The following is a 21,515-nucleotide window of genomic DNA, read 5'->3' on the forward strand; positions in this document are numbered from 1 at the left end:
GAGAAGGCGACGCGCACCCGCGTGAAATACTGGGGTTGTCCACTCAACCCCATCACCAACAGGAACGGCACCCCATGGCCTCGGTCCCCTCGCTCGCTTCGACCGTCAACCAGCGCCTCGCGGACGCGCTCTCGGCTGCCCTGCCGGACGCCGCCCCCGCGGACCCGCTGCTGCGCCGAAGCGACCGGGCCGACTTCCAGGCCAACGGCATCCTGGCGCTGGCCAAGAAGGCGAAGGCGAACCCGAGGGAGCTGGCGACCCAGGTCGTCTCGCACCTCACCACCGGTGACGTGCTGGCCGACGTCGAGGTCTCCGGCCCCGGCTTCCTGAACGTCACCGTCACCGACCGCGCCATCACCGAGACCCTCGCCGCGCGGGCCGCCGACGCGCGCCTGGGCGTTCCGTACAACGAGAACGCCGGCACGACCGTCATCGACTACGCCCAGCCGAACGTGGCCAAGGAGATGCACGTCGGCCACCTGCGCTCCGCCGTGATCGGCGACGCCCTGCGCAACATGCTGGACTTCACCGGCGAGAAGACGATCGGCCGCCACCACATCGGCGACTGGGGCACCCAGTTCGGCATGCTCATCCAGTACCTGATCGAGCACCCCGACCAGCTGGCCCCGGCCGACGAGGTCGACGGCCAGCAGGCGATGAGCAGCCTCAACCGCGTCTACAAGGCGTCGCGGGCGGTCTTCGACGCGGACGAGGAGTTCAAGGAGCGGGCCCGCAAGCGGGTCGTCGCCCTGCAGTCCGGCGACAAGGAGACGCTCGACCTGTGGCAGCGGTTCGTGGACGAGTCGAAGGTCTACTTCTACTCGGTCTTCGAGAAGCTGGACATGCAGGTCCGGGACGAGGAGATCGTCGGCGAGTCCGCGTACAACGACCTGATGCCGGAGACGGCGCGGCTGCTGGAGGAGTCGGGCGTGGCCGTCCGCTCCGAGGGCGCGCTGGTCGTCTTCTTCGACGAGATCCGCGGCAAGGACGACCAGCCGGTCCCGCTGATCGTGCAGAAGGCCGACGGCGGCTTCGGCTACGCGGCCTCCGACCTGTCCGCGATCCGCAACCGGGTCCTGGACCTGAACGCGTCGACCCTCCTGTACGTCGTGGACGTGCGGCAGTCCCTGCACTTCAAGATGGTCTTCGAGGCGGCCCGCCGGATGGGCTGGCTGAACGACGACGTCACCGCGCACAACATGGGCTACGGCACGGTGCTGGGCGCGGACGGCAAGCCGTTCAAGACGCGGGCGGGCGAGACGGTGCGCCTGGAGGACCTCCTCGACGAGGCGATCGAGCGGGCGACGACGGTCGTGCGGGAGAAGAACAACGAGAAGGTGAGCCTGTCCGAGGCCGAGATCGTCGCCAACGGTGCGGACATCGGCATCGGCGCCGTGAAGTACGCCGACCTGTCGACGTCGGCCGCCCGCGACTACAAGTTCGACCTCGACCAGATGGTCTCGCTCAACGGCGACACCAGCGTGTACAGCCAGTACGCGTACGCCCGGGCCCGGTCCATCCTGCGGGACGCGGGCGACCGCAAGCCGGTGGCCCACCCGGAGCTGGAACTCGCCGCCGCGGAGCGGGCGCTGGGCCTGCACCTGGACCAGTTCGGCGAGGTCGTCGCCGAGGCGGCCGCCTCGTACGAGCCGCACAAGCTGGCCGCGTACGTCTACCGCCTCTCCTCCCTCTTCACCACGTTCTACTCCGAGTGCCCGGTCATCAAGCCGGCCCCGGCCCTCGAAGTCGCCGAGAACCGCCTCTTCCTCTGCGACCTGACGGCCCGCACCATCCACAAGGCGATGGGGCTGCTGGGCATCCGCACCCCCGAGCGCCTCTGACCCCTGCGCGCTCCGAACGCGTACGGCCCGGCGGAAGCTCTCCTTCCGCCGGGCCGTACCCGTACCTGACCTCCGAAGTCCTACGGGGCGTCCGGGGCGTACGGGGTGTCCCCCTCGTCCGTCGCCCTCTCCCACGCGGTGCCGCCCAGCATGTGCAGGTAGGCGGGTCGGCCCGCTCCTCCGCTGGTACGGAACGGCTTGCCCCGGTCGTCGATGCGCCGGACGCCGCGCTGCCCGCCGCTGGACCACTCCAGCTCCAGGTACCACCTCACGTCGTGCGCGCGGGCCTTCACCTTGACGTAGAAGACCTCGGGATCGGTCTCACTGATCTTGTACGGGAAGTCGCGCTGCCCGGCGCCCGGAACGGCGTCGGGGCGCACCGCGTCGAGATCCACCGCGAAGGCCTTCGTCTCGACGTCGCCGCCGCACGCGGAGGTGCCGTCGTAGCGGTTCCAGGCGAGCGGGGGGCCGGTGCGTACGACGCGTACGTGCAGTGCCTCCAGGACGACGGTCTGCTGCGACCTGCCCTGGAGCGTGAGCGCCACGAGCTGCTCGTCGGCGGGGACCGCACCGTTGGAGGCGGCCCAGCCGGGGGCGTCCTGCTCGCCGGGCGGCGGGGCGACCTTGTCCGGCGGGCTGTCGACGAGGAAGTGCGGGCCGCACGGGGTCTCGAAGACGAACGGCCGTACCGCGACGCCGAAGGGAACCTCGTTCCGGGCAGCCGCTCCACCACCGGTCGATGCGGAATCCCGCTCCCTCTCCCGCTCCTTCTCCTTCTCCCGGGGCGTGCCGGTGGCGGAGGGAGACTTCGGGCGCGCCGTCCCGCTGCCGGGCGTGGCCGCACCCGGAACGGCGTCCGGCCGCGCCGAGGAGGAGGCGACGGCGTCCGCACCGGGCCGCCGGGCGGAATCGTCGCTGCCGGACGCACCGCCCCGCAGATTCACGGCGAGGGCGGCAGCGACCGCCACGGCCACCACCACACCTCCCCCGACCAGCACCCCCCGCCTCCGCCGCGCACGCCCCCGGACCTCCCCACCGCGGAACGACACGAGGGGGTCCGCCCCGCCGGCAGGGGCGCCGGGGCGGGGGCGCCCGGTCCCGGCACTCACCTCTCCGGCACCGGTGCCGGCGTGCCTGGTGGCCGCGTGCCCGGTGCCGGCGTGCCTGGTAGCCGCGTGCCCGGTGCCCACGTGCCTGGTGTCGGTGGCCGCGGCCCCGGCGCTGGTGTCCGCGTGCCTGGTGCTCGCGTCCCCGGCGCTGGTGCTCGCGTCCCCGGCGCTGGTGCTCGCGTCCCCGGCGCTGGTGGCCGCGTGCCCGGTGTCGACAACCCCGGTGCTGGTACCTGCCCGTCCGGGACGGGCGTCCTCGTCCTCGGAGGTGCCCGCCTCTCCAGTGCCGGTACTCGCCGCCCCCGTACCGATGCCCGTGCCCGTGCTCCCGGTGCCGATGCCCGCCCGTCCGGGACGGGCGTCCTCGTCCTCGGTGGGGCCCGCCTCTCCAGTGCCGGTACTCGCCGCCCCCGTGCCGATGCCGGTGCCCGTGCTCCCGGTACCGATGCCCGCCCGTCCGGCACTGGTGCCTGCGCCCCCGACACTCGCGCCCGCGTCCCCGGCACTGATGCCCGCGCCACCGGTGCCGGTGCCCGCCCGGCCAGCGCCGACAGCGGCCCGCCCGGCACCGGCATCCGCGCCTCCAGTACCGGTGGTCGCGTTCCCGCCCACCGTGCCGGTGCTCGCGTCCGTGCCTCCCGTACGGGCGCTCACACCTGTGCCCGCACCTGTGTCGCCGCCTGCGGTGGCAGCAGCGTCCACGCCTGCGGTGGCAGCACCAGCACCGGCCCCCGCACCCGCACCCGCACCCGCACCTACCTCACCGATACGCCCCGGCCCCGCGTCGGCCGCCGAAGTGTCCCCGCCCCCACCCCTCCGCCTGCGCGCCGCGTCGGCCACGATCCACAGCCGGTGGGCCTCCACCTTCTCCGCCGGTGCCGCCCCGCACACCCGTGCCAGCCGCTCCACCGGTGCGAACTCCGTCGGCACCGCGTCCCCGTTGCAGTACCGGTGGAGCGTCGACGTACTCATGTGCAGCCGCTTGGCCAGCACGCCGTAGCTCAGTCCCGAACGGGCCTTCCACTCCCGCAGCGTTTCCGCGAAAGCGGCGATGTCCCCGTCCCTGCCCACCGGTCCTCCGTTCCACCCCGGCATTCCAGGGCAACGACGTATTCACAGGTCACAGCCGGTGTCAGCGTTCCAGCGTCCCTGATTGCCCGTCAATCATGGCGGCTGGGACGGATGTTCCTGCAAGGTTCTGGCATCAAAACACGCCGCTCCCGGCCCCCGGTCGAGCGGCCCCCGCACTCGCGGCCCGTCACGCACCACCCACCACCGGAACGAGGTTCCTCATGTCCCGCAGCGCCCGTACCCGCCTCTTCGTCGCCACCTCCGCCGCCGCCCTGGCCGCCCTCTCGCTGACCGCCTGCGACAACGGCTCGGGCACCAAGGACGCGGGCCCCGCCCGCACCTCCGCCCCCGTCACCACCCCCCACCCGGACACCCAGACCGGCACGGACAACAAGGCCACCTCCGGCACACACACCGGCACCGGCACCGGCACCGGGTCCGGGTCCGGCACCAAGCCCCGCACGCCCCCCCGGCACACCACCCCGAACGCCCCCGCCAAGCGCCCCGTCTGCGACGCCTCCCGCATCAAGGTCACCGCGCAGGTCGTCAACCGCCCCCTCAACACGATGATCCTCACCGCCACCAACACGGGCCCGAAGCTCTGCGACCTCTTCTACTCCCCGGTCGTCCGCTTCGAGGGCGCGCAGTCCGTCCCCCCGACCATGGAGGACACCCAGCCGCAGGCGGTCGTCAGCCTGAACCCCGGCGAGAGCGGTTACGCCGCAGTGAAGCTCTCCTCCCCCACGGACACCCCCGACCCCGGCTACACCGCGAAGACCCTCTCGCTCGGTTTCTACGACGCCCAGCACCACAACCTCGACCGCTTCGCCCCGGTCCGCCTCCCCGCCAAGGGCGTCTACATCGACGCCGACATCCGGGTCTCCTACTGGCAGTCCTCCCTGGACGACGTCACCAGCCTCTGACCCGCCACCCCCGCCCCGCCCCAGACCCGAACGTCCCGCCCCACCTCACCGAAAGCCCCGTCGATCCGGGGCCTTCGGCAGCCCAAACCGGGCCGAACGGCACGTGTTTCCCTACCTCCCCCATACGAACCTGAGCACACCCCCCTCCCCGCCCAGGATCGGCCCCCGCATGTCTCCGCGCACCTCCGCCCTCGTCCGCCGCCTCGCCCTGCCCGGCACGGCGATCCTCGCCACGCTGCTGGTGAGCGGCTGTCAGGACACCACGAAGGCGGCAGCGCCCTCGATCTCCGCGTCCCCGTCCGCGACGGCCACCGCATCGGCCACCCCCTCGCCGACGCCCACCCCGACCGCCACGAGCACCCCCACAGCAGTGCCGACCCCCACGACCCCGACCCCGTCGGCCACGACCCCGAAGCCTGCCGCGCCCCCGCGCACGACCGCCCCCCAGCGGACGCACACCCCCCGCCAGTCCGCCCCCAAGACGAGCGCCCCCAAGACCCACGCCCCGAAGCCGCCTCAGCGCACCCAGGCCCCGGCGGGCGGGGCGATCCTCTCCCCGAGCGGCAAGCACTACCGGGCGGGCCAGTTCTGCCCGAAGCGCCTGAGGGGCGTGAGCACGGTGGACGACAGCGGCACCCGCATCTCCTGCTACGCCGCCCCCGGCGACCGCCTCCGCTGGCACTGACCCTCGTCGCTCTACCGGAACTCACCATGAAGAAGCACTCCCCAGGCTCCGCCCCTGTCCTCGATCCCGAGATACCAGAGGCCGACCGTGCCGCACTGCTCGCGCGGCCCGACCGGCTCATCGCCTCCACCCGGCCCGCTCCCCGACTGCTCGATGCGGACGGCGTCAAAAGCCGCCTGATCGGGGCGGTCGCGGCGGTCGTCGCAGGCACCGCGCTGGTGGCACTGCTGGCGCCGGCCCTGATCGTCCTGCTGTGCGTACTGGCCGGGCTCGGCGCTCTGGCCGGCCTCTGCACTCTCATGCGGGACTGGGAGTACGGACCTCTCGCGGCACTGGGCGGCGGAATCTTCACCGGCATGCTCTGCCACGGGGTGGCGGAGGCGATCGGCTCCACCGCCATGCGCGGTTTCCTCGCGACGGCCGCCGCCCTCGGGGGCGCGGGCTGGCTGGTGTGGCTGCGTCGCCGCCTCGCCCTGAACCGTACGCTCGCCACGCACCACGGCAGCTACGTAATCGCCTGCGAACTGGACGACATCGCGACCGGCCAACTGTCCCGTGTGGACGACGCGCAGGAGACCGTCGTCCGGTCCACCGCCCTGCTCGGGGACGCCGTGGACACCCTCCAGGCCGGCACCGCGTTTCCGCACCACCGGTGGCAGATCGCCAAGAGCCTGTCCGAACAGACCGCGCGCCGCACCGAGTTGGCCGAGGCGTTCGGGAAGGATCCGGGGCCGCAGGTGCGGGAACTCCTTGCGGCCCAGCGGCAGGCCCTCGCCGTGGTGACGGACTCCACCGAGCGTCGCATCGCCGCGATCGAGGAGTACGCGACCCACCTGACCCGCGCCCTCGCCGCCCACGAGGACCTCCGCTCCTACGAAGAGCTGCGCGCCCGCAACACGACGTACGAGCAGATGCTCGCGGCGACCGTCGCCGACGACCTGGCGGGCGACGACCTGCACGCCCTGCCCTGCGCCGCCCAGGCGACGGAAGCAACCCTGGCCGCGCGCCTGGAGGAACTGCGTGAGGCCGGACAGCGCCTCAGCGAGACCGCCCGCAGCTGCGCCCCTTAATCCCCCTGGGCTCCCCAGCCGTCCGCCCACATCCACCCCGGGTTCCGGGTTCCCCGGCCCGGCCCGGTCTCAGGCCCCCAACGGCAGCCCTCTCTCTGCCGCCCACTTCTCGAACAGGCCCGCCACCGGCCCACTCGGCACCGCCACCACGTGTGCCGTGGACCGGTGGTCGGCGGCCAGCGGCCCCAGCAGGCGCACCTTCCCCGCCTCCAGCGGCAGCCTCGGCCTCTTGCGGCCCGCCCACGGCCCCGGCACGAACAGCGAGCGTCCCGCCCGTGTCCTGGATGCCTCCACCACCCGCCCGGAGGCGGCCAGTTCCTCCTTGGCGGCCTTGAAGCGGGCGGGCTTCCAGGCCGTCCACTGCCTGACCATCCGGTCCGTCGGATCGGGCAGCACGGCCAGCATCAGGAAGTACGCCGCCGCGTCGGCGCCCAGCCCGTACCCCTGCGCGCACGCCTCCACCACGTGCGGCGCCGACCGCGCCGGGTACTGCGCCCACCCCGACGCCGAGCCCGCCACCGATGCCGCCTCCGCCTCCGCCTCCAACGCCCGCCCCAGCTCGCCGAATTCAGGTGACAGCAGCACCTTCAGGTCCGCCAGCCCGGGCAGCCCGTTCGCCGCCGGAACCCACTGGGAGGGCAGGACCCCGTCCAGGTAGGCGTCCAGCTCCTCCAGCACCGGGTCCTGCGGGCCGCTGAGCAGCGCCGGATCGATCCGTACGGTGTCCATGACGTACGTGGCGTCGTTCTCGACCGTCACCGCCGGATGCCGTGTCGGCCCCCGTGTCTCCAGCGGATCGGGTGCCCCCATCAGGTAGTTGGACTGGGTGGCGAACACCGTGAGCGGACGGCCCGGCGCCCTCCCCTCCACCTCCGCCCGCAGCCGGCCTATCGCCGCCCCGATCGCGGGCCGCAGCGGGTCCCCGAGCGGTGTGCGGTACGCGAGCCACGCCGCCACCCGCACCGCGCCCAGCAGATCCGGCGGCCCCGCGTGCAACGGCAGCCCCTCGTCCAGCACCCCCGCCCCGGTCGCGACCCGCGCCGCCACCGCGTCGAACCGGAACACCGGCCACCAGTTCTGCCGCCCGCTCGGCCGGGCCCGCCAGAACACGCCCTCGCCGGTGGGCCGCACCCACTCCTTGCGCGCCAGCGGGAGGAGTGGGGCGGGTACGGGGATCGGCTCCCCGAAGCGCTCCCGCCACCAGCGCGCCGCCCGGGCCACGTCCGGGCCCTCGGTCCACAGGAGTTCGGGGTCGTCCGGGAGCAGCAGGTCGTACAGCGTCGCGATGTCCTCCGCGTCCACCAGGGCGCCCCACACCCCGGCCTCCGCCGCCACGTCCTCCTCCCGCACCTCCCACCCGTCCGGCAGGGCAAGCTTCGCGGTCGGCGGATTCGGCGCGCCGAACCCAGGCTGCGGCGCACACTCCAACTGCCCGACGAGCAGCGCCGTCGCGGCGGCCGCCGAGAGCCCCGTCGCCTCGCCGAACGCGGTGGCGAGGCCGGGCCGGGCGGGACGGCTGCCGCGCTCCTCCAGCAGCCGGGCGTACCGGGCGTACCACGCGGGCGGCCGCTGCGGAGTCGCTTCGCGCGTTTCGACCACCGCCACCCCGGCGGCGGCCAGCGGCCCGCCCTCCGCGAACTTCCCCTCCGGCGCGTACTCCAGGAGCAGTCGGTGCGTCGGCGACGCGTCCAGGACGACCGCGACGGAGGTCCGCGTCCGGTACACCCAGCCGGGAGCCGCACCCCGCTGCCCCGCCCAGTCCGTCCGTACGGTCCGCCACTCCCCCGGAGCACCGCCCCCGGCCGTCGCGGAGGCCCCGGTGAGGAAGGGCAACCTCGCGTACCCGGCGAACTCCTCCGGTCGCGTGTTGTCCTGCCGCCACCACCGCGACCCGTGCATCAGCACGTGCCGGGAGGCGTAGGCGTGCAGGGAGAACAGGTTCCCGAGGGCGACCGTCGTGACCGGCGACCGCACGCCGGGCTCCATCACGTCCCCGTCCCACAGCGGGACTTCCTGCGCCCGCGACCAGGCGACCAGGTCGACGCACAGCTTCCCCACCCCCCGCTCGGGCAGCGGGACGTCCTTCGCCACGGTCTCTTCCGGGGCCGCGTCGTCCCCCTTCCCCAACCGGGCGATCAGCTGTGCCAGGCCCACCCGGCAGTTCACCGTCTCCTGCACCAGGAGCGCGTCCGTCACCGGCATCCCCGCGACCCGGTACGTCGATGTGGGCTCCCCGGCCGCGAGACGCCCTTCGACCTCGGCCCGCTCCGCACCCCCCGGCAGCTCCCGCAGCAGCAGCTGCACCGGGTCGACTCCCGCGAGCTCCTCGGCCAGTGCGGCGCGCACGTCCTCCGGGAGCGCCTCCACCGCCGCCCCCGCGTGCACGAACCTGCCGAGCAGCAGCGACAGTCCGCGTACGTCGAGTCCGCCGCCCCGCAGCCGCTCGCGTTCGGCGGCGCACCACTCTCCCAGCGCCCGGTGCCCCAGCTCGTTCGCGAACAGCTCCGGCAGTGCGTCCCAGCCCTTGACCTCGTGCGGCTGGTACCAGGAGTTGCCGCCCGGTGTGAGGTCGTCCGTCATGTCGAGCAGGGCCCGCAGCAGCCTCGCGAGCTCCCGCGCGAACCGCGCGTCGGCCCGCACGAACCGCAGCTCCGGACGGCTCGCCACCACCACGTCGGACAGCTTGGTCCCGTCGAACAGCGGCGGCGGGTCCGCCACGGGCACCCCGTGTTCCAGCAGCAGGTCGATCAGGTCCAGCGGCAGCGCCCGCGAGTGGTCCCTGCGCAGTGACGCGTACGGGATCTCCACGGCAACGCCGTCCGCCCGCAGTCGCGGCGCGATCCGCTGCGCCAGTTCGTACAGCATCGGGCCGGCCTGCTGCCGGGTGCTGAAGGAGTGGATGCAGCGGCCGAACCAGCCCGCCGCCTCCCCCGCCGACAGGCCCTCCTCCTCGCCGAGCAGACGGGCCAACAGCCCGCTGCGCTCGACGAACTCCCTCCACAGGCTGTGCAGGACGGGCCGGGCGGTCGGGATGAGCCGCATGATGCCCGCCCGCGCGGTCTCGGGCTGCTCGGCGACCGCCCGTTCGTACGCCTTGCCCTTGAGGACGGCCGTCCAGAACGCGTCCTCCCGCAACGCCACGTCCCCGATCAGCCCGGAGTCCACGAGCAGCTTCGCCAGCTCCGCCTCGGGGTCGCGGCTCGCCGCCTTGGCCACCTTGGCGAGGTCGGCCGGCAGCTGGGCGTACACCCAGGGCTCCGCGCTCTCGGTGTTCCCGTTCACCCGGCGGACGAGCAGTTCACGGAAGTCCGCGACGTGTTCCGGGGTGCAGACGCCCTTCACCGCCAGTTCCTTGGCGCGGGCGCGCAGGGTCGTCGCCGAGATCGCGCCCGAGGCGGCGAAGTGCAGGTACCGGCCGTGCAGCCAGGTGTCGTCCATCGGCCGCCCGCGCTCCCGCTCGGCGAGGCGGGCCCGCCCGAAGTAGGCCGAGGCGGTCTCGACGTCCACGCCGTGTCCGCCGGGGTGGCCGTGCAGGCAGTTCAGGGCGATCTCGTCGAGGAACAGCGGGACGAGGACAGGCGCGCTCTTCTCCAGCGACTTGAAGAAGGCGTCGATGTCCTTCTTGTACAGCCCGCAGTCGAAGAGCGTCCGAGCCTGCTCCAGCACGGTCTCCTCCATGCCGGGATGTGCCGCCAACGCCCGCTCCGGGAAGGGGAGTTCCGGCGCGTGTCCGGGCACGTACGCGACCTCGAAGCCCTCCGCCCGCTCCCACCCGGCGTGCTCCATCACCACGTCCCGGTACCGGGCGGCCTCCTCCGCCACCACCATGACGATCCGGTGCCCGGTCAGGGAGTGCTCGTACGCCCGCCCGACCAGCAGCGCCCCGCCCACGCCCTCGTCGACCCCCACACCGGCACCGGCACCCCCTATGCCCGCCGCCTCCAGCGCCGCCCCCCACACCGCGTCCGCCGCCAGCTCCTCCGGCACGGCCGTCACCCCGTCGTCCGCCCAGCTCAGCGCCCGCGCCCGGCAGTCGTTCCGGTGCAGCCGCAGCATCCGCAGGAACCGGGTCATGGCGGCCAGTTCGGGGTGCCCCTCCGCCTTCTTCGGCACCTGCTTGAGCCGCCCCCCGCGCGGGTTGCGGAACTCCCACTCCAAGTCCGCGTCAAGACCCACCACGTACCCGTCGACCTCGAACCGCCACAGCACCCGAACCGCCCCCGTTCCCAGCGCACTTCTCCCCGCGAGCGGCCGCCCTCGACCGCCCCACCGACCCCTTTCCGATCAGTGCAACCACTGTAGAAGCCACCACTGACAACGCCCCGGGCCACCCGCCCCGCAGGTCACGCCCGCCGCCGACCACTGCGCGTCCATGGACGGCGGCCAGGCCGGGATGCGGGAGCGCACGGGGGTGCGGGAGCGCACGGGGGTGCGGGAGCGCACAGGGATGCGGAAGCGCACAGGGATGCAGAAGCGCACAGGGGTGTCGATGCGGCACGCCCCTCAGCGCAGCATCCGCGCCGCCTCCGTCGCCCAGTACGTCAGGATCATCTGCCCACCGGCCCGCTTGATGCCCGTCAGGGTCTCCAGGATCGCCCGCTCCCGCTCGATCCAGCCCTTCTCCGCCGCCGCCTCGACCATCGCGTACTCACCGCTGATCTGGTACGCGGCCACCGGCACGTCCACGCTCGCGGCGACCTTCGCGAGGATGTCGAGGTAGGGACCGGCGGGCTTCACCATCACCATGTCCGCGCCCTCCTCCAGGTCGAGCGCCAACTCCCGCAGGGACTCCCGGGCGTTGGCCGGGTCCTGCTGGTACGTCTTGCGGTCGCCCTTCAGCGACGACCCGACGGCCTCGCGGAACGGCCCGTAGAACGCGCTCGAATACTTCGCGGTGTACGCGAGGATCGCCACGTCCTCCCGCCCGATCCCGTCCAGCGCGTCGCGTACGACACCGATCTGACCGTCCATCATGCCGCTGGGTCCCACCACGTGCGCGCCCGCGTCGGCCTGCACCTGGGCCATCTCGGCGTACCGCTCCAGGGTGGCGTCGTTGTCGACGCGCCCTTCCGCGTCCAGCACACCGCAGTGCCCGTGGTCCGTGAACTCGTCCAGGCACAGGTCGGACATCACCACGAGGTCGTCCCCGACCTCCTCGCGCACCGCGCGCAGCGCGACCTGGAGGATCCCGTCCGGGTCCGTGCCCGCCGTGCCCGCCGCGTCCTTCTTCTCGTCGTCCGGGACGCCGAACAGCATGATTCCGGAGACGCCCGCCGCCACGGCCTCCGCCGCCGCCTTGCGCAGGGTGTCCAGCGTGTGCTGGTACACCCCGGGCATGGCGCCGATCGCCACCGGCTCGCTGATCCCCTCGCGCACGAACGCGGGCAGGATCAGGTCAGCGGGGTCCAGCCGGGTCTCGGCCACCATGCGCCGCATCGCCGGGGTGGTGCGCAACCGCCGGGGCCGAGCCCCCGGAAAAGAGCCATACACAGTCATGCGCCCACGCTACGCCCGCCACCCCCCGCCCTTTACCGACCCTCTGTCGGCCCCCTCGCCCTCCCCCACTCCCGCCCCACCCCACCCGTGTGGTGAGCTAGAGAGTCGCCCAGGCCCCCAGCCCCGGACATGGCCACCCCCGAAAGGACCCGCCCCGTGACGGACCGCCCCAACCCCGAAGCCCCCGAACCGAGCCCCGACCCCGAACTCGACCGCCTGCGCACCGAGCTCCGCCACCTCCGTGCCCGCGCCCAGGCCCACCCCCTGATCTCCCAGGCCCAGGGCATCCTCCAGGAGCGCTACTCCCTCCCCGACGGCGAATCCGCCTTCGCCCTCCTCCAGCGCGCCTCCCAGCAGCACAACGTCCGGATGCGCCAGCTGGTCGAGGCCGTCGTACGCACCCCGCGCCCCGACTCCCGCTCCCCGCTCTGGTTCCCGCAGCGCACCCGCCTGCCCGCGCCGCCGCTGACCTTCCCCGCGGCCCGCCGGGACACCTCCCGCGACGAGCCCAACCAGGCCTCCGTGCTGCGCGCGGTCCTCAGCCAGACCCTCGCCGTCCTGGACACCCCGATGGGCAACGTCCAGCTCCCCGACCGCGTCCGGGGCGGCCTGCGCCTGGAGCAGCACACCGGCCTCACCGCCGACTTCGTCGACTTCTTCGCCCATGTCGGCGAGGACGGCACCTCCTGCGCCCTCGCCGCCCGCGACGTCGCCCAGGTCACCGTCCACGACGTCGAGTCCGACCCCGTCTTCGACGAGGCCTCCCGGCGCGCGATCCTCGCCGCGGGCAGCCGCGCCGCCCACAGCGTGCCCCTGACCACCGCGTCGGGCATCTGCGTCGGCATGGTCTCCGCCCACCTGGACCGGCGGGTCAAAGGTTTCTCCACCGCCCAGACCGACGCCCTGGCCGCCCTCGGCGCCCAGGCCGGCCAGTGGCTCACCTGGTACAACCGCACCATCCTGATGGACGCCCTGGAGTACCTGCACGCCCTGGGCACCCGCCACCACGGCACGGCCGCCCGCCGCCGCTGAGCCCTTCCTCGTACGGACGAGGCAGCCGTACGGGACACGGACGAGGCAGCCGTACGAGAAAGGGGCGGCCCGCAGGGAAACCCCCGCGCACCGCCCCTCCCGGGACACGCCCTTACGTCGTACGCCGCCTGCGCGACCCCGGCCGCCGCTCGCTCGGCCGGGCCACGTGCTCCCCGGCCTCCAGCGCCGCCGTCCGCCGCGCCGCGCCGAACTCGGCCAGCGCCTCCGCCAGCCGCAGCACCGACGGCTCGGGCGACAAAACGTCGACCCGCAGCCCGTGCTCCTCGGCGGTCTTGGCCGTGGCGGGGCCGATGCACGCGATGACGGTCACGTTGTGCGGCTTCCCGGCGATGCCCACCAGATTCCGCACGGTCGAGGACGACGTGAAGAGCACGGCGTCGAAGCCACCGCCCTTGATCGCCTCCCGCGTGTCCGCCGGCGGCGGCGAGGCGCGCACGGTCCGGTAGGCGGTGACGTCGTCGACCTCCCAGCCCAGTTCGATGAGCCCCGCGACCAGCGTCTCCGTCGCGATGTCGGCGCGCGGCAGGAAGACGCGGTCGATCGGGTCGAAGACCGGGTCGTACGGCGGCCAGTCCTCCAGGAGACCCGCGGCCGACTGCTCACCACTGGGTACGAGGTCGGGCTTGACCCCGAACTCCACCAGCGCGGCGGCCGTCTGCTCGCCCACCGCGGCGACCTTGATCCCCGCGAAGGCCCGGGCGTCGAGCCCGTACTCCTCGAACTTCTCCCGCACCGCCTTGACCGCGTTCACCGAGGTGAAGGCGATCCACTCGTAGCGTCCGGTGACCAGGCCCTTCACGGCCCGCTCCATCTGCTGCGGGGTGCGCGGCGGCTCGACGGCGATCGTCGGCACCTCGTGGGGGACGGCACCGTACGACCTGAGCTGGTCGGAGAGCGACGCCGCCTGCTCCTTCGTGCGCGGTACGAGCACGCGCCACCCGAAGAGCGGCTTCGACTCGAACCACGACAGCTGGTCGCGCTGGGCGGCGGCACTGCGCTCACCGACCACGGCTATGACGCTCTGGTGGCCCTCCGGGGAGGGGAGCACCTTCGCCTGCTTGAGCACCTGGGCGACCGTGCCCAGCGTGGCGTTCCAGGTCCGCTGGCGGGTCGTCGTACCGGCGACGGTGACCGTCATCGGGGTGTCGGGCTTGCGGCCCGCCGAGACCAGCTCACCGGCGGCGGCGGCGACCGCGTCGAGCGTGGTCGAGACGACGGCGGTCGCGTCGGAGGCGCCCACCTCGCTCCAGCACCGCTCGTCGGCCGTCCGCGCGTCCACGAAGCGCACGTCGGCGCCCGCGGAGTCACGCAGCGGAACACCCGCGTAGGCGGGCACGCCGACGGCCGTGGCGACACCGGGAACGACCTCGAAGGCGACGCCCTCGGCAGCGCACGCGAGCATCTCCTCGCCCGCGTTGCCGTCGAGCCCGGGGTCGCCGGAGACCGCACGGACGACCCGCTTGCCGCTGCGCGCAGCCTCCATGACAAGATTGACCACGACCTTGGACGACATGGGCGTCCGGATCGCCGACGTGCCCGAAGTTACTGACGAGTCGTCAACTACGGCCAGCTGAGGCGTACTTACGCCCGCCTTGGCATGAGCGCGTACGACGTCCAGGACCGACGGCTCGGCGATGAGCACGTCCGCGCTCGCGAGCGCCTCGACGGCGCGCAGAGTCAGCAGGCCCGGATCACCGGGGCCGGCGCCGAGGAAGGTGACGTGCCCGGGTGCGGGGAACCCCGACGAAGCTGAGGACGCCGAGGATGCGGGTGTGGTGGTGGGGCTCAAAGTGCTCGCTCCCCCATAAGACCGGCCGCACCCTTGGCGAGCATCTCCGACGCGAGTTCGCGCCCGAGAGCCTCCGCGGCGTGGTGCGACGTGGGTACGGGACCGGTAGTGGACAGCTGCACCAGCTCGGCGCCGTCGATCGATCCGACGACTCCGCGCAGGCGCATTTCATTGACAATCTGCCCGTCAACCAACAGGTCGGCCAGAGCGCCAACAGGCGCACTGCAACCGGCCTCCAGGGCGGCGAGCAGGGCTCGCTCGGCCGTCACGGCGAACCGCGTGTGCGGGTCGTCGAGCTCGGCGAGCACGGCGGCGAGGTCGGCGTTGACCGCCGCGCACTCGATGGCCAGCGCCCCCTGACCGGGGGCGGGCAGGACGATCTCGGTGTCCAGGAACTCGGACACCTCTTCCACCCTGCCGATACGACGCAGTCCGGCCGCGGCGAGAACCACCGCGTCCAGCTCGCCGTTTCGTACGTAACCGACCCGGGTGTCGATGTTCCCCCGGATCGGGACGGTCTCGATCCGCAGCCCGTGACTGCGGGCGTACGCGTTCAGCTGCGCCATCCGGCGCGGCGAACCGGTGCCCACGCGCGCCCCGTCCGGCAGCTGCGCGAAACTCAGACCGTCCCGCGCCACGAGTACGTCGCGGGGGTCCTCCCGCACGGGCACGGCGGCGAGCGTCAGGTCGTCGGGCTGCGCGGTCGGCAGGTCCTTGAGCGAGTGCACGGCGAAGTCCACCTCGCCCCTCAGGAGCGCGTCGCGGAGCGCGGTGACGAAGACGCCGGTGCCGCCGATCTGGGCGAGCTGCTCCTTCGACACGTCGCCGTAGGTGGTGATCTCCACCAACTCCACGTCGCGGCCGGTGAGTTCACGTACCCACGTCGCGACGTGGCCGGACTGGGCCATGGCGAGCTTGCTGCGCCGAGTCCCCAGCTTCAAGGCCTTGGTGGCCTTCGCGGCATCAGTCATGCCCGCCCTCTCTTCGCACTCTCGGCACCCGTGGTGTCGTTCGTTTCGCCCTGCGGGCCGCTGTCGCCAGCACCCTTGGGTCCGTCCGCCCGGCTGACCGCCGCGACCGTCTGCGGGTCGAGGTCGAACAGTTCGCGCAGCGCGTCCGCGTACCCGGCGCCGCCGGGCTCGCTGGCCAGCTGCTTGACCCGTACGGTCGGCGCGTGCAGCAGCTTGTCGACCACGCGCCGCACGGTCTGCGTGATCTCCGCCCGCTGCTTGGCGTCCAGCCCTGGCAGCCGGCCTTCCAGCCGCGCCACCTCGTTGGTGACGACGTCGGCGGCCATGCTGCGCAGCGCCACCACGGTCGGGGTGATCTGCGCGGCCCGCTGGGCGGCGCCGAAGGCGGCCACCTCGTCGGCGACGATCCCGCGCACCTGATCCACGTCGGACGCCATCGGGGCGTCGGCCGAGGCGTCCGCCAGCGACTCGATGTCCACCAGGCGTACGCCGTCGAGCCGGTGCGCGGCGCCGTCGATGTCCCGCGGCATCGCCAGGTCCAGCAGCGCGAGGCGCACGGCCTGCCCGCTGTCGCCCAGCGGCCGGATCCGGGGCTGCGCCTGCGCGGCGGCCTCCCCGTTGTCGGCCCACGCGGCGTGCAGTTCCAGGGAGTTGGGGTCGGCCTCGTGACGCATCTGCGGTACGTGTCCGGGCTCGATCGCACCGGCCGCGCTCGCGGCGTCCAGGCCGAGGGCCGTGGCGACGTCCTCGACGGTGAGCACGAGGCCCGTCGCCCCGGTACAGGAGATCGCGAGGTCGACTCGTGTCAGCTCCTGGGCCACCTCGTCCATCGGTACGGCGCGCGCGGCCCCGCCCGACTGGTTGAGGATCTCCGCCAGGCGCTCGGCGCGCTCCGCGGTGCGGTTCGCGACGACGACCTCGGCGACCCCGACCCGTACCAGCGTGGCGGCGGCCAGCGAGGACATCGACCCGGCGCCGATCACCAGCGCCCGCTTGCCCGCGGCCCATTCGGCGACGGGTGCGCCGGCGGCGAGCTGTTCCAGACCGAACGTCACCAGCGACTGCCCGGCCCGGTCGATCCCGGTCTCGGAGTGCGCGCGCTTGCCGACCCGCAGCGCCTGCTGGAACAGGTCGTTGATCAGGCGGCCCGCGGTGTGCAGTTCCTGCCCGAGCGCGAGGGCGTCCTTGATCTGGCCGAGGATCTGCCCCTCGCCGACGACCATCGAGTCCAGACCGCACGCCACCGAGAAGAGGTGGTGGACGGCCCGGTCCTCGTAGTGCACGTACAGATAAGGGGTCAGCTCCTCCAGCCCCACCCCGCTGTGCTGCGCCAGCAACGTCGACAGCTCGGCGACACCGGCGTGGAACTTCTCCACGTCCGCGTACAGCTCGATGCGGTTGCAGGTGGCGAGCACCGTCGCCTCGGCGGCGGGCTCGGAGGCGAGGGTGTCCTGGAGCAGCTTCGCCTTCGCCTCCACGGACAGCGAGGCACGCTCCAGCACGCTGACGGGCGCGCTGCGGTGGCTCAGCCCGACGACCAGAAGACTCATGCCGGCATCACGGCGGGCACGTCGCCGTCGGGTCCCTTCCGGGGAGTGCCCTCGGCGGCGCGGGGCGGCAGCACGGCGGCGGCGGCCGCGGCGGCCTCCGCGTCACCGGCCTTGCGCTGCTCGTGGAAGGCGAGGATCTGCAGCTCGATCGAGAGATCGACCTTGCGTACGTCGACACCTTCCGGCACCTGGAGGACCGTCGGCGCGAAGTTGAGGATGGAGGTCACACCGGCGGCGATCAGCCGCTCGCTGACCTGCTGGGCGGCGCCCGCGGGAGTCGCGATGACCCCGATCGAGACGCCGTTCTCCTCGATGATCTTCTCCAGCTCGTCGGTGTGCTGGACGGGCATCCCGGCGACCGGCTTCCCGGCCATCGCGGGGTCCGCGTCTATCAGCGCGGCCACCCGGAAGCCACGGGAGGCGAACCCTCCGTAATTGGCCAGTGCCGCGCCGAGGTTACCGATGCCGACGATGACGACGGGCCAGTCCTGGGTGAGACCCAGCTCACGGGAGATCTGGTAGACGAGGTACTCGACGTCGTACCCGACGCCACGCGTCCCGTAGGAACCGAGGTACGAGAAGTCCTTCCGCAGCTTCGCGGAGTTGACCCCCGCGGCGGCGGCCAGCTCCTCCGACGACACGGTCGGAACCGACCGCTCGGAAAGGGCGGTCAGGGCACGCAAATACAGCGGAAGTCGGGCGACGGTGGCCTCGGGAATGCCTCGGCTACGGGTCGCCGGTCGGTGAGTTCGGCCAGTTGCCACGGTGCTCCTGCGGGATGAGCGGGGCTGTAGGCGGCCGTATGTCCCAAGACCGCCCCGTCGGATGCAGGCTATGTCTTTGTGAACGCGTGCACAAAGATTGTGTCCGATTTGTCCAAGCAAAGTGACCGGGGTCACGCGTTCACGTCGCGTCACCCTGGAACCGGAACACACACGGTGACGTCGCCATTGCTTCGGGGGCAAACCCGGACACTCTCCTCACAACCGAACCCCCAAGCCCTCTCAAACCGCCCCCGATGGTACGCCGCTTCCTCCTCTTCCTCAGCCCCCTTGGGCGACCGGGCCGCCCCTCCCCACCCTCTTCCCCCAGCCCCCTTGGGCGACGGGGCCGCCCTCCCCCCGCTTCCCCCCTAGCCGCCTTGGGCGGCGGGGCCACCCTCCCCCCGCTTCCCCCTAGCCGCCTTGGGCGGCGGGGCCGCCCCCCGGGGGCGGAACGGGCGGGCAAGGGGGCGGCCCCTCCCGCTCCCGGCCCACCCCGGCAGCCCCCGCCCAGCCCCCACGCCGGACGCACGTCCAAAGGACCCCCGGCCCACCCCCGTACCCCGCCGCCCCTACCCCCCCAGCTCCCGCCGAAGCCGCCCCGCATCCACCTTCCAGAACGTGTGCTGCTCCCCATCCACCAACACCACCGGAATCTGCTCCCAGTACTCCCGATGCAGCTCCGCATCCACCGAGATGTCCCGCTCCTCCCACCGCACCCCCAACTCCCCGCACACGCCTTCGACCACCACCCGTGCGTCATCACACAGGTGACACCCCGGCTTCCCGATCAGCGTGACCACCCGCTCACCCGACGCGGGTTCCTTCTTCTTCCGCCGCAGCAAAGGACTCATCCCCCCATTCTGACCGCCCCCACCGACACCCGCCGGGGCACGCCGTAACAACCCGGACGCGGAGAGTTCACACCCCCGCAGCCCTCCCGCTCAGGAACTTCCGAACAGAATCGCTATGCTCACGACATGGCCGCACTGGGATGGCTCACCCCCCGTAGGCGCTCCGCGACCGCACGGAGCGTGCTGGCGGGCGAGGCTGCAGCCGAAGCAGCACGCAAGACGTCACAGGAACTCGAAGAGCTGGAGGCGGCCCGCGCCGCCGAGCCCGAGGCCCCCGACTCCACCGGACCGGCAGAGCCCGAATTCCCGGTCCCCGGCGACACCAAGGCCGCCGCCTTCTTCGACCTCGACAACACGGTCATGCAGGGCGCCGCGATCTTCCACTTCGGCCGAGGCCTCTACAAGCGGAAGTTCTTCGAGCGCCAGGAGCTGGCCCGCTTCGCCTGGCAGCAGGCCTGGTTCCGGCTCGCCGGCGTCGAGGACCCCGAGCACATGCAGGACGCCCGCGAGAGCGCGCTGTCCATCGTGAAGGGCCACAAGGTCTCCGAGCTGATGACCATCGGCGAGGAGATCTACGACGAGTACATGGCCGAGCGCATCTGGCCCGGCACCCGCGCCCTCGCCCAGGCCCACCTGGACGCCGGACAGAAGGTCTGGCTGGTCACCGCCGCCCCCGTCGAGACCGCCACGATCATCGCCCGCCGCCTGGGCCTGACCGGCGCGCTCGGCACCGTCGCCGAGTCCCACGACGGCGTCTACACCGGCCGTCTCGTCGGCGAACCCCTGCACGGCCCCGCGAAGGCCGAGGCCGTCCGCGCCCTCGCCGCCGCCGAGGGCCTCGACCTCACCCGCTGCGCCGCGTACAGCGACAGCCACAACGACATCCCGATGCTCTCGCTCGTCGGCCACCCCTACGCGATCAACCCCGACGCCAAGCTGCGCAAGTACGCCCGCGAACGCGACTGGCGGCTGCGCGACTACCGCACCGGCCGCAAGGCCGCGAAGGTCGGCATCCCGGCCGCCGCCGGCGTCGGCGCGCTCGCCGGAGGCACCGCCGCGGCGCTCGCCCTGCACCGTCGCCGCCGCTGACGGATTCCGCTTCCGTTCCCTTTCGTACGACAAAGGGCCGGGTCCACCCCATTCGAGGGGACGGACCCGGCCCTTTCCCGTGCCACAGCCGTTCGGCGGCCAATCCCCGTGTCTTACCCGCGGAACCCACCGGCCAGTCGTCCCCTCGTCACTCGGCCACAACAGATCCCGCATTCCGCCAGTTCACGACGCAACTCGATCAACAACCGATCACTATCTGCTACTTGAACCGTCACTCAGACGTAACAGAAGCGACGGAAACGATGATTTGAGCAACTGGGTGTAGCGCTGCCTGTACGAAGCGTTATTCTCCTCAGACGCATTCCGGAACCCATTCATCAGCATCACGAGTGAACAGTCCGGCACTGCACGTGATGGAAGCTCTGCCTCTGGGAGTCCCGTGTACCCACACGTCGGGGTTGACGCCTCGGGCCTGGCTACGCTGCGCGCAACGGTCATCGACCGACTGCGCGGCTTCGTCCCCACCGCGTACGCCGTCCCCGCCTTTGCCACCCCTCTACCCGCAGGACCCTGCTACGCCCTGGCCGACGGCGGTGCCGCCGTCGGCAGACGTAGCCGCGGTACCGGCGGCGGGTCGGGCACCGGCACGTCCACCGTCCGTCGGCCCACCGCCGACAGCGACAGCGCGCGCATGATGGACCTCGTCGAGCGCGCACAGGGAGGCGAAGCCGATGCCTTCGGCCGCCTCTACGACCAGTACAGCGACACGGTCTACCGCTACATCTACTACCGCGTCGGCGGAAAGGCGACGGCAGAAGACCTGACCAGCGAGACGTTCCTGCGCGCCCTGCGGAGGATCTCCACCTTCACCTGGCAGGGCCGCGACTTCGGCGCCTGGCTGGTCACGATCGCCCGGAACCTGGTCGCGGACCACTTCAAATCGAGCCGATTCAGGCTCGAAGTGACCACGGGCGAAATGCTCGACGCCAACGAGGTCGAGCGCAGTCCCGAGGACTCCGTCCTGGAGTCCCTCTCCAACGCGGCCCTCCTCGAAGCCGTGCGCAAGCTCAATCCGCAGCAGCAGGAGTGCGTCACACTCCGCTTCCTGCAAGGACTCTCGGTCGCCGAGACCGCCCGCGTCATGGGCAAGAACGAAGGCGCGATCAAGACGCTCCAGTACCGCGCCGTCCGCACGCTCGCCCGCCTCCTCCCCGACGACGCCAGGTGACCGTTCGATCACAGGCTGTCGAAACCTGACTTCTTCGGCAGTCGGATCATCTTTCGTCCGTAAC

At 72.5% G+C, this 21,515-nt stretch carries 15 protein-coding genes; 7 read left to right on the plus strand and 8 right to left on the minus strand.

Annotated elements, in window-relative coordinates; all coding sequences use genetic code 11:
* Window positions 1-74: 74 nt before the first annotated feature.
* On the plus strand, window positions 75-1,841 hold the full coding sequence (gene argS, locus ACIO3O_RS33115; protein WP_401752350.1) for an arginine--tRNA ligase: 1,767 nt from the start codon (window positions 75-77) through the stop codon (window positions 1,839-1,841).
* A gap of 80 nt (window positions 1,842-1,921) precedes the next feature.
* Here argS and ACIO3O_RS33120 read toward each other — a convergent pair whose 3' ends face one another.
* Entirely contained in the window at window positions 1,922-4,021 is a 2,100-nt protein-coding gene (locus ACIO3O_RS33120) for a helix-turn-helix domain-containing protein (RefSeq protein ID WP_401752352.1), read from the minus strand.
* Between the two features lie 221 nt (window positions 4,022-4,242).
* Between ACIO3O_RS33120 and ACIO3O_RS33125 the strand changes: the two genes are divergently transcribed.
* From ACIO3O_RS33125 to ACIO3O_RS33135, 3 genes are all read left to right on the plus strand, one after another.
* Entirely contained in the window at window positions 4,243-4,944 is a 702-nt protein-coding gene (locus ACIO3O_RS33125; protein WP_401752354.1) for a DUF4232 domain-containing protein, read from the plus strand.
* A gap of 169 nt (window positions 4,945-5,113) precedes the next feature.
* Window positions 5,114-5,629: a hypothetical protein gene (locus ACIO3O_RS33130; RefSeq protein ID WP_401752356.1), complete on the plus strand. Its 516-nt coding sequence runs from the start codon at window positions 5,114-5,116 to the stop codon at window positions 5,627-5,629.
* A 26-nt stretch (window positions 5,630-5,655) separates the two neighbouring features.
* Complete coding sequence (locus tag ACIO3O_RS33135) at window positions 5,656-6,699, plus strand: hypothetical protein (protein ID WP_401752357.1); 1,044 nt, start codon at window positions 5,656-5,658, stop codon at window positions 6,697-6,699.
* A gap of 69 nt (window positions 6,700-6,768) precedes the next feature.
* Here the strand turns inward: ACIO3O_RS33135 and ACIO3O_RS33140 are convergent, their stop codons facing one another.
* Together ACIO3O_RS33140 and hemB are read right to left on the minus strand one after the other, a co-directional pair.
* Window positions 6,769-10,908, minus strand: coding sequence for a hypothetical protein (locus ACIO3O_RS33140; RefSeq protein ID WP_401752359.1), 4,140 nt, complete (start codon window positions 10,906-10,908; stop codon window positions 6,769-6,771).
* Window positions 10,909-11,202: 294 nt separating this feature from the next.
* The gene (gene hemB / locus ACIO3O_RS33145; protein ID WP_401752361.1) at window positions 11,203-12,195 is read right to left on the minus strand and encodes a porphobilinogen synthase; all 993 of its coding nucleotides are present in this window, start codon (window positions 12,193-12,195) and stop codon (window positions 11,203-11,205) included.
* A gap of 156 nt (window positions 12,196-12,351) precedes the next feature.
* Between hemB and ACIO3O_RS33150 the strand changes: the two genes are divergently transcribed.
* On the plus strand, window positions 12,352-13,227 hold the full coding sequence (locus ACIO3O_RS33150) for an ANTAR domain-containing protein (protein ID WP_401752363.1): 876 nt from the start codon (window positions 12,352-12,354) through the stop codon (window positions 13,225-13,227).
* A gap of 112 nt (window positions 13,228-13,339) precedes the next feature.
* Here the strand turns inward: ACIO3O_RS33150 and ACIO3O_RS33155 are convergent, their stop codons facing one another.
* The 5 genes from ACIO3O_RS33155 to ACIO3O_RS33175 form a co-directional block, all read right to left on the minus strand.
* On the minus strand, window positions 13,340-15,037 hold the full coding sequence (locus tag ACIO3O_RS33155) for a uroporphyrinogen-III synthase (protein ID WP_401752365.1): 1,698 nt from the start codon (window positions 15,035-15,037) through the stop codon (window positions 13,340-13,342).
* Window positions 15,034-16,008, minus strand: coding sequence for a hydroxymethylbilane synthase (gene hemC, locus ACIO3O_RS33160; RefSeq protein ID WP_401752367.1), 975 nt, complete (start codon window positions 16,006-16,008; stop codon window positions 15,034-15,036). Before hemC ends, ACIO3O_RS33155 begins: the two co-directional genes overlap by 4 nt.
* A complete protein-coding gene (locus ACIO3O_RS33165) occupies window positions 16,005-17,558 on the minus strand; it encodes a glutamyl-tRNA reductase (protein WP_401752369.1) in 1,554 nt (517 codons plus the stop codon). The genes hemC and ACIO3O_RS33165 overlap by 4 nt, the downstream gene beginning before the upstream one ends.
* Complete coding sequence (locus ACIO3O_RS33170) at window positions 17,555-18,322, minus strand: redox-sensing transcriptional repressor Rex (protein WP_401752371.1); 768 nt, start codon at window positions 18,320-18,322, stop codon at window positions 17,555-17,557. The genes ACIO3O_RS33165 and ACIO3O_RS33170 overlap by 4 nt, the downstream gene beginning before the upstream one ends.
* Window positions 18,323-18,891: 569 nt before the next feature.
* The gene (locus ACIO3O_RS33175) at window positions 18,892-19,173 is read right to left on the minus strand and encodes a glutaredoxin family protein (RefSeq protein WP_401752373.1); all 282 of its coding nucleotides are present in this window, start codon (window positions 19,171-19,173) and stop codon (window positions 18,892-18,894) included.
* 126 nt (window positions 19,174-19,299) lie between these two features.
* Between ACIO3O_RS33175 and ACIO3O_RS33180 the strand changes: the two genes are divergently transcribed.
* The gene (locus tag ACIO3O_RS33180) at window positions 19,300-20,262 is read left to right on the plus strand and encodes an HAD family hydrolase (RefSeq protein ID WP_401752375.1); all 963 of its coding nucleotides are present in this window, start codon (window positions 19,300-19,302) and stop codon (window positions 20,260-20,262) included.
* Between the two features lie 400 nt (window positions 20,263-20,662).
* A complete protein-coding gene (locus ACIO3O_RS33185) occupies window positions 20,663-21,451 on the plus strand; it encodes an ECF subfamily RNA polymerase sigma factor, BldN family (RefSeq protein ID WP_401752377.1) in 789 nt (262 codons plus the stop codon).
* Window positions 21,452-21,515: the final 64 nt, after the last annotated feature.

Source organism: Streptomyces sp. NPDC087440, from assembly GCF_044744005.1.
In the GTDB taxonomy this organism is placed as follows: Bacteria; Actinomycetota; Actinomycetes; order Streptomycetales; family Streptomycetaceae; genus Streptomyces.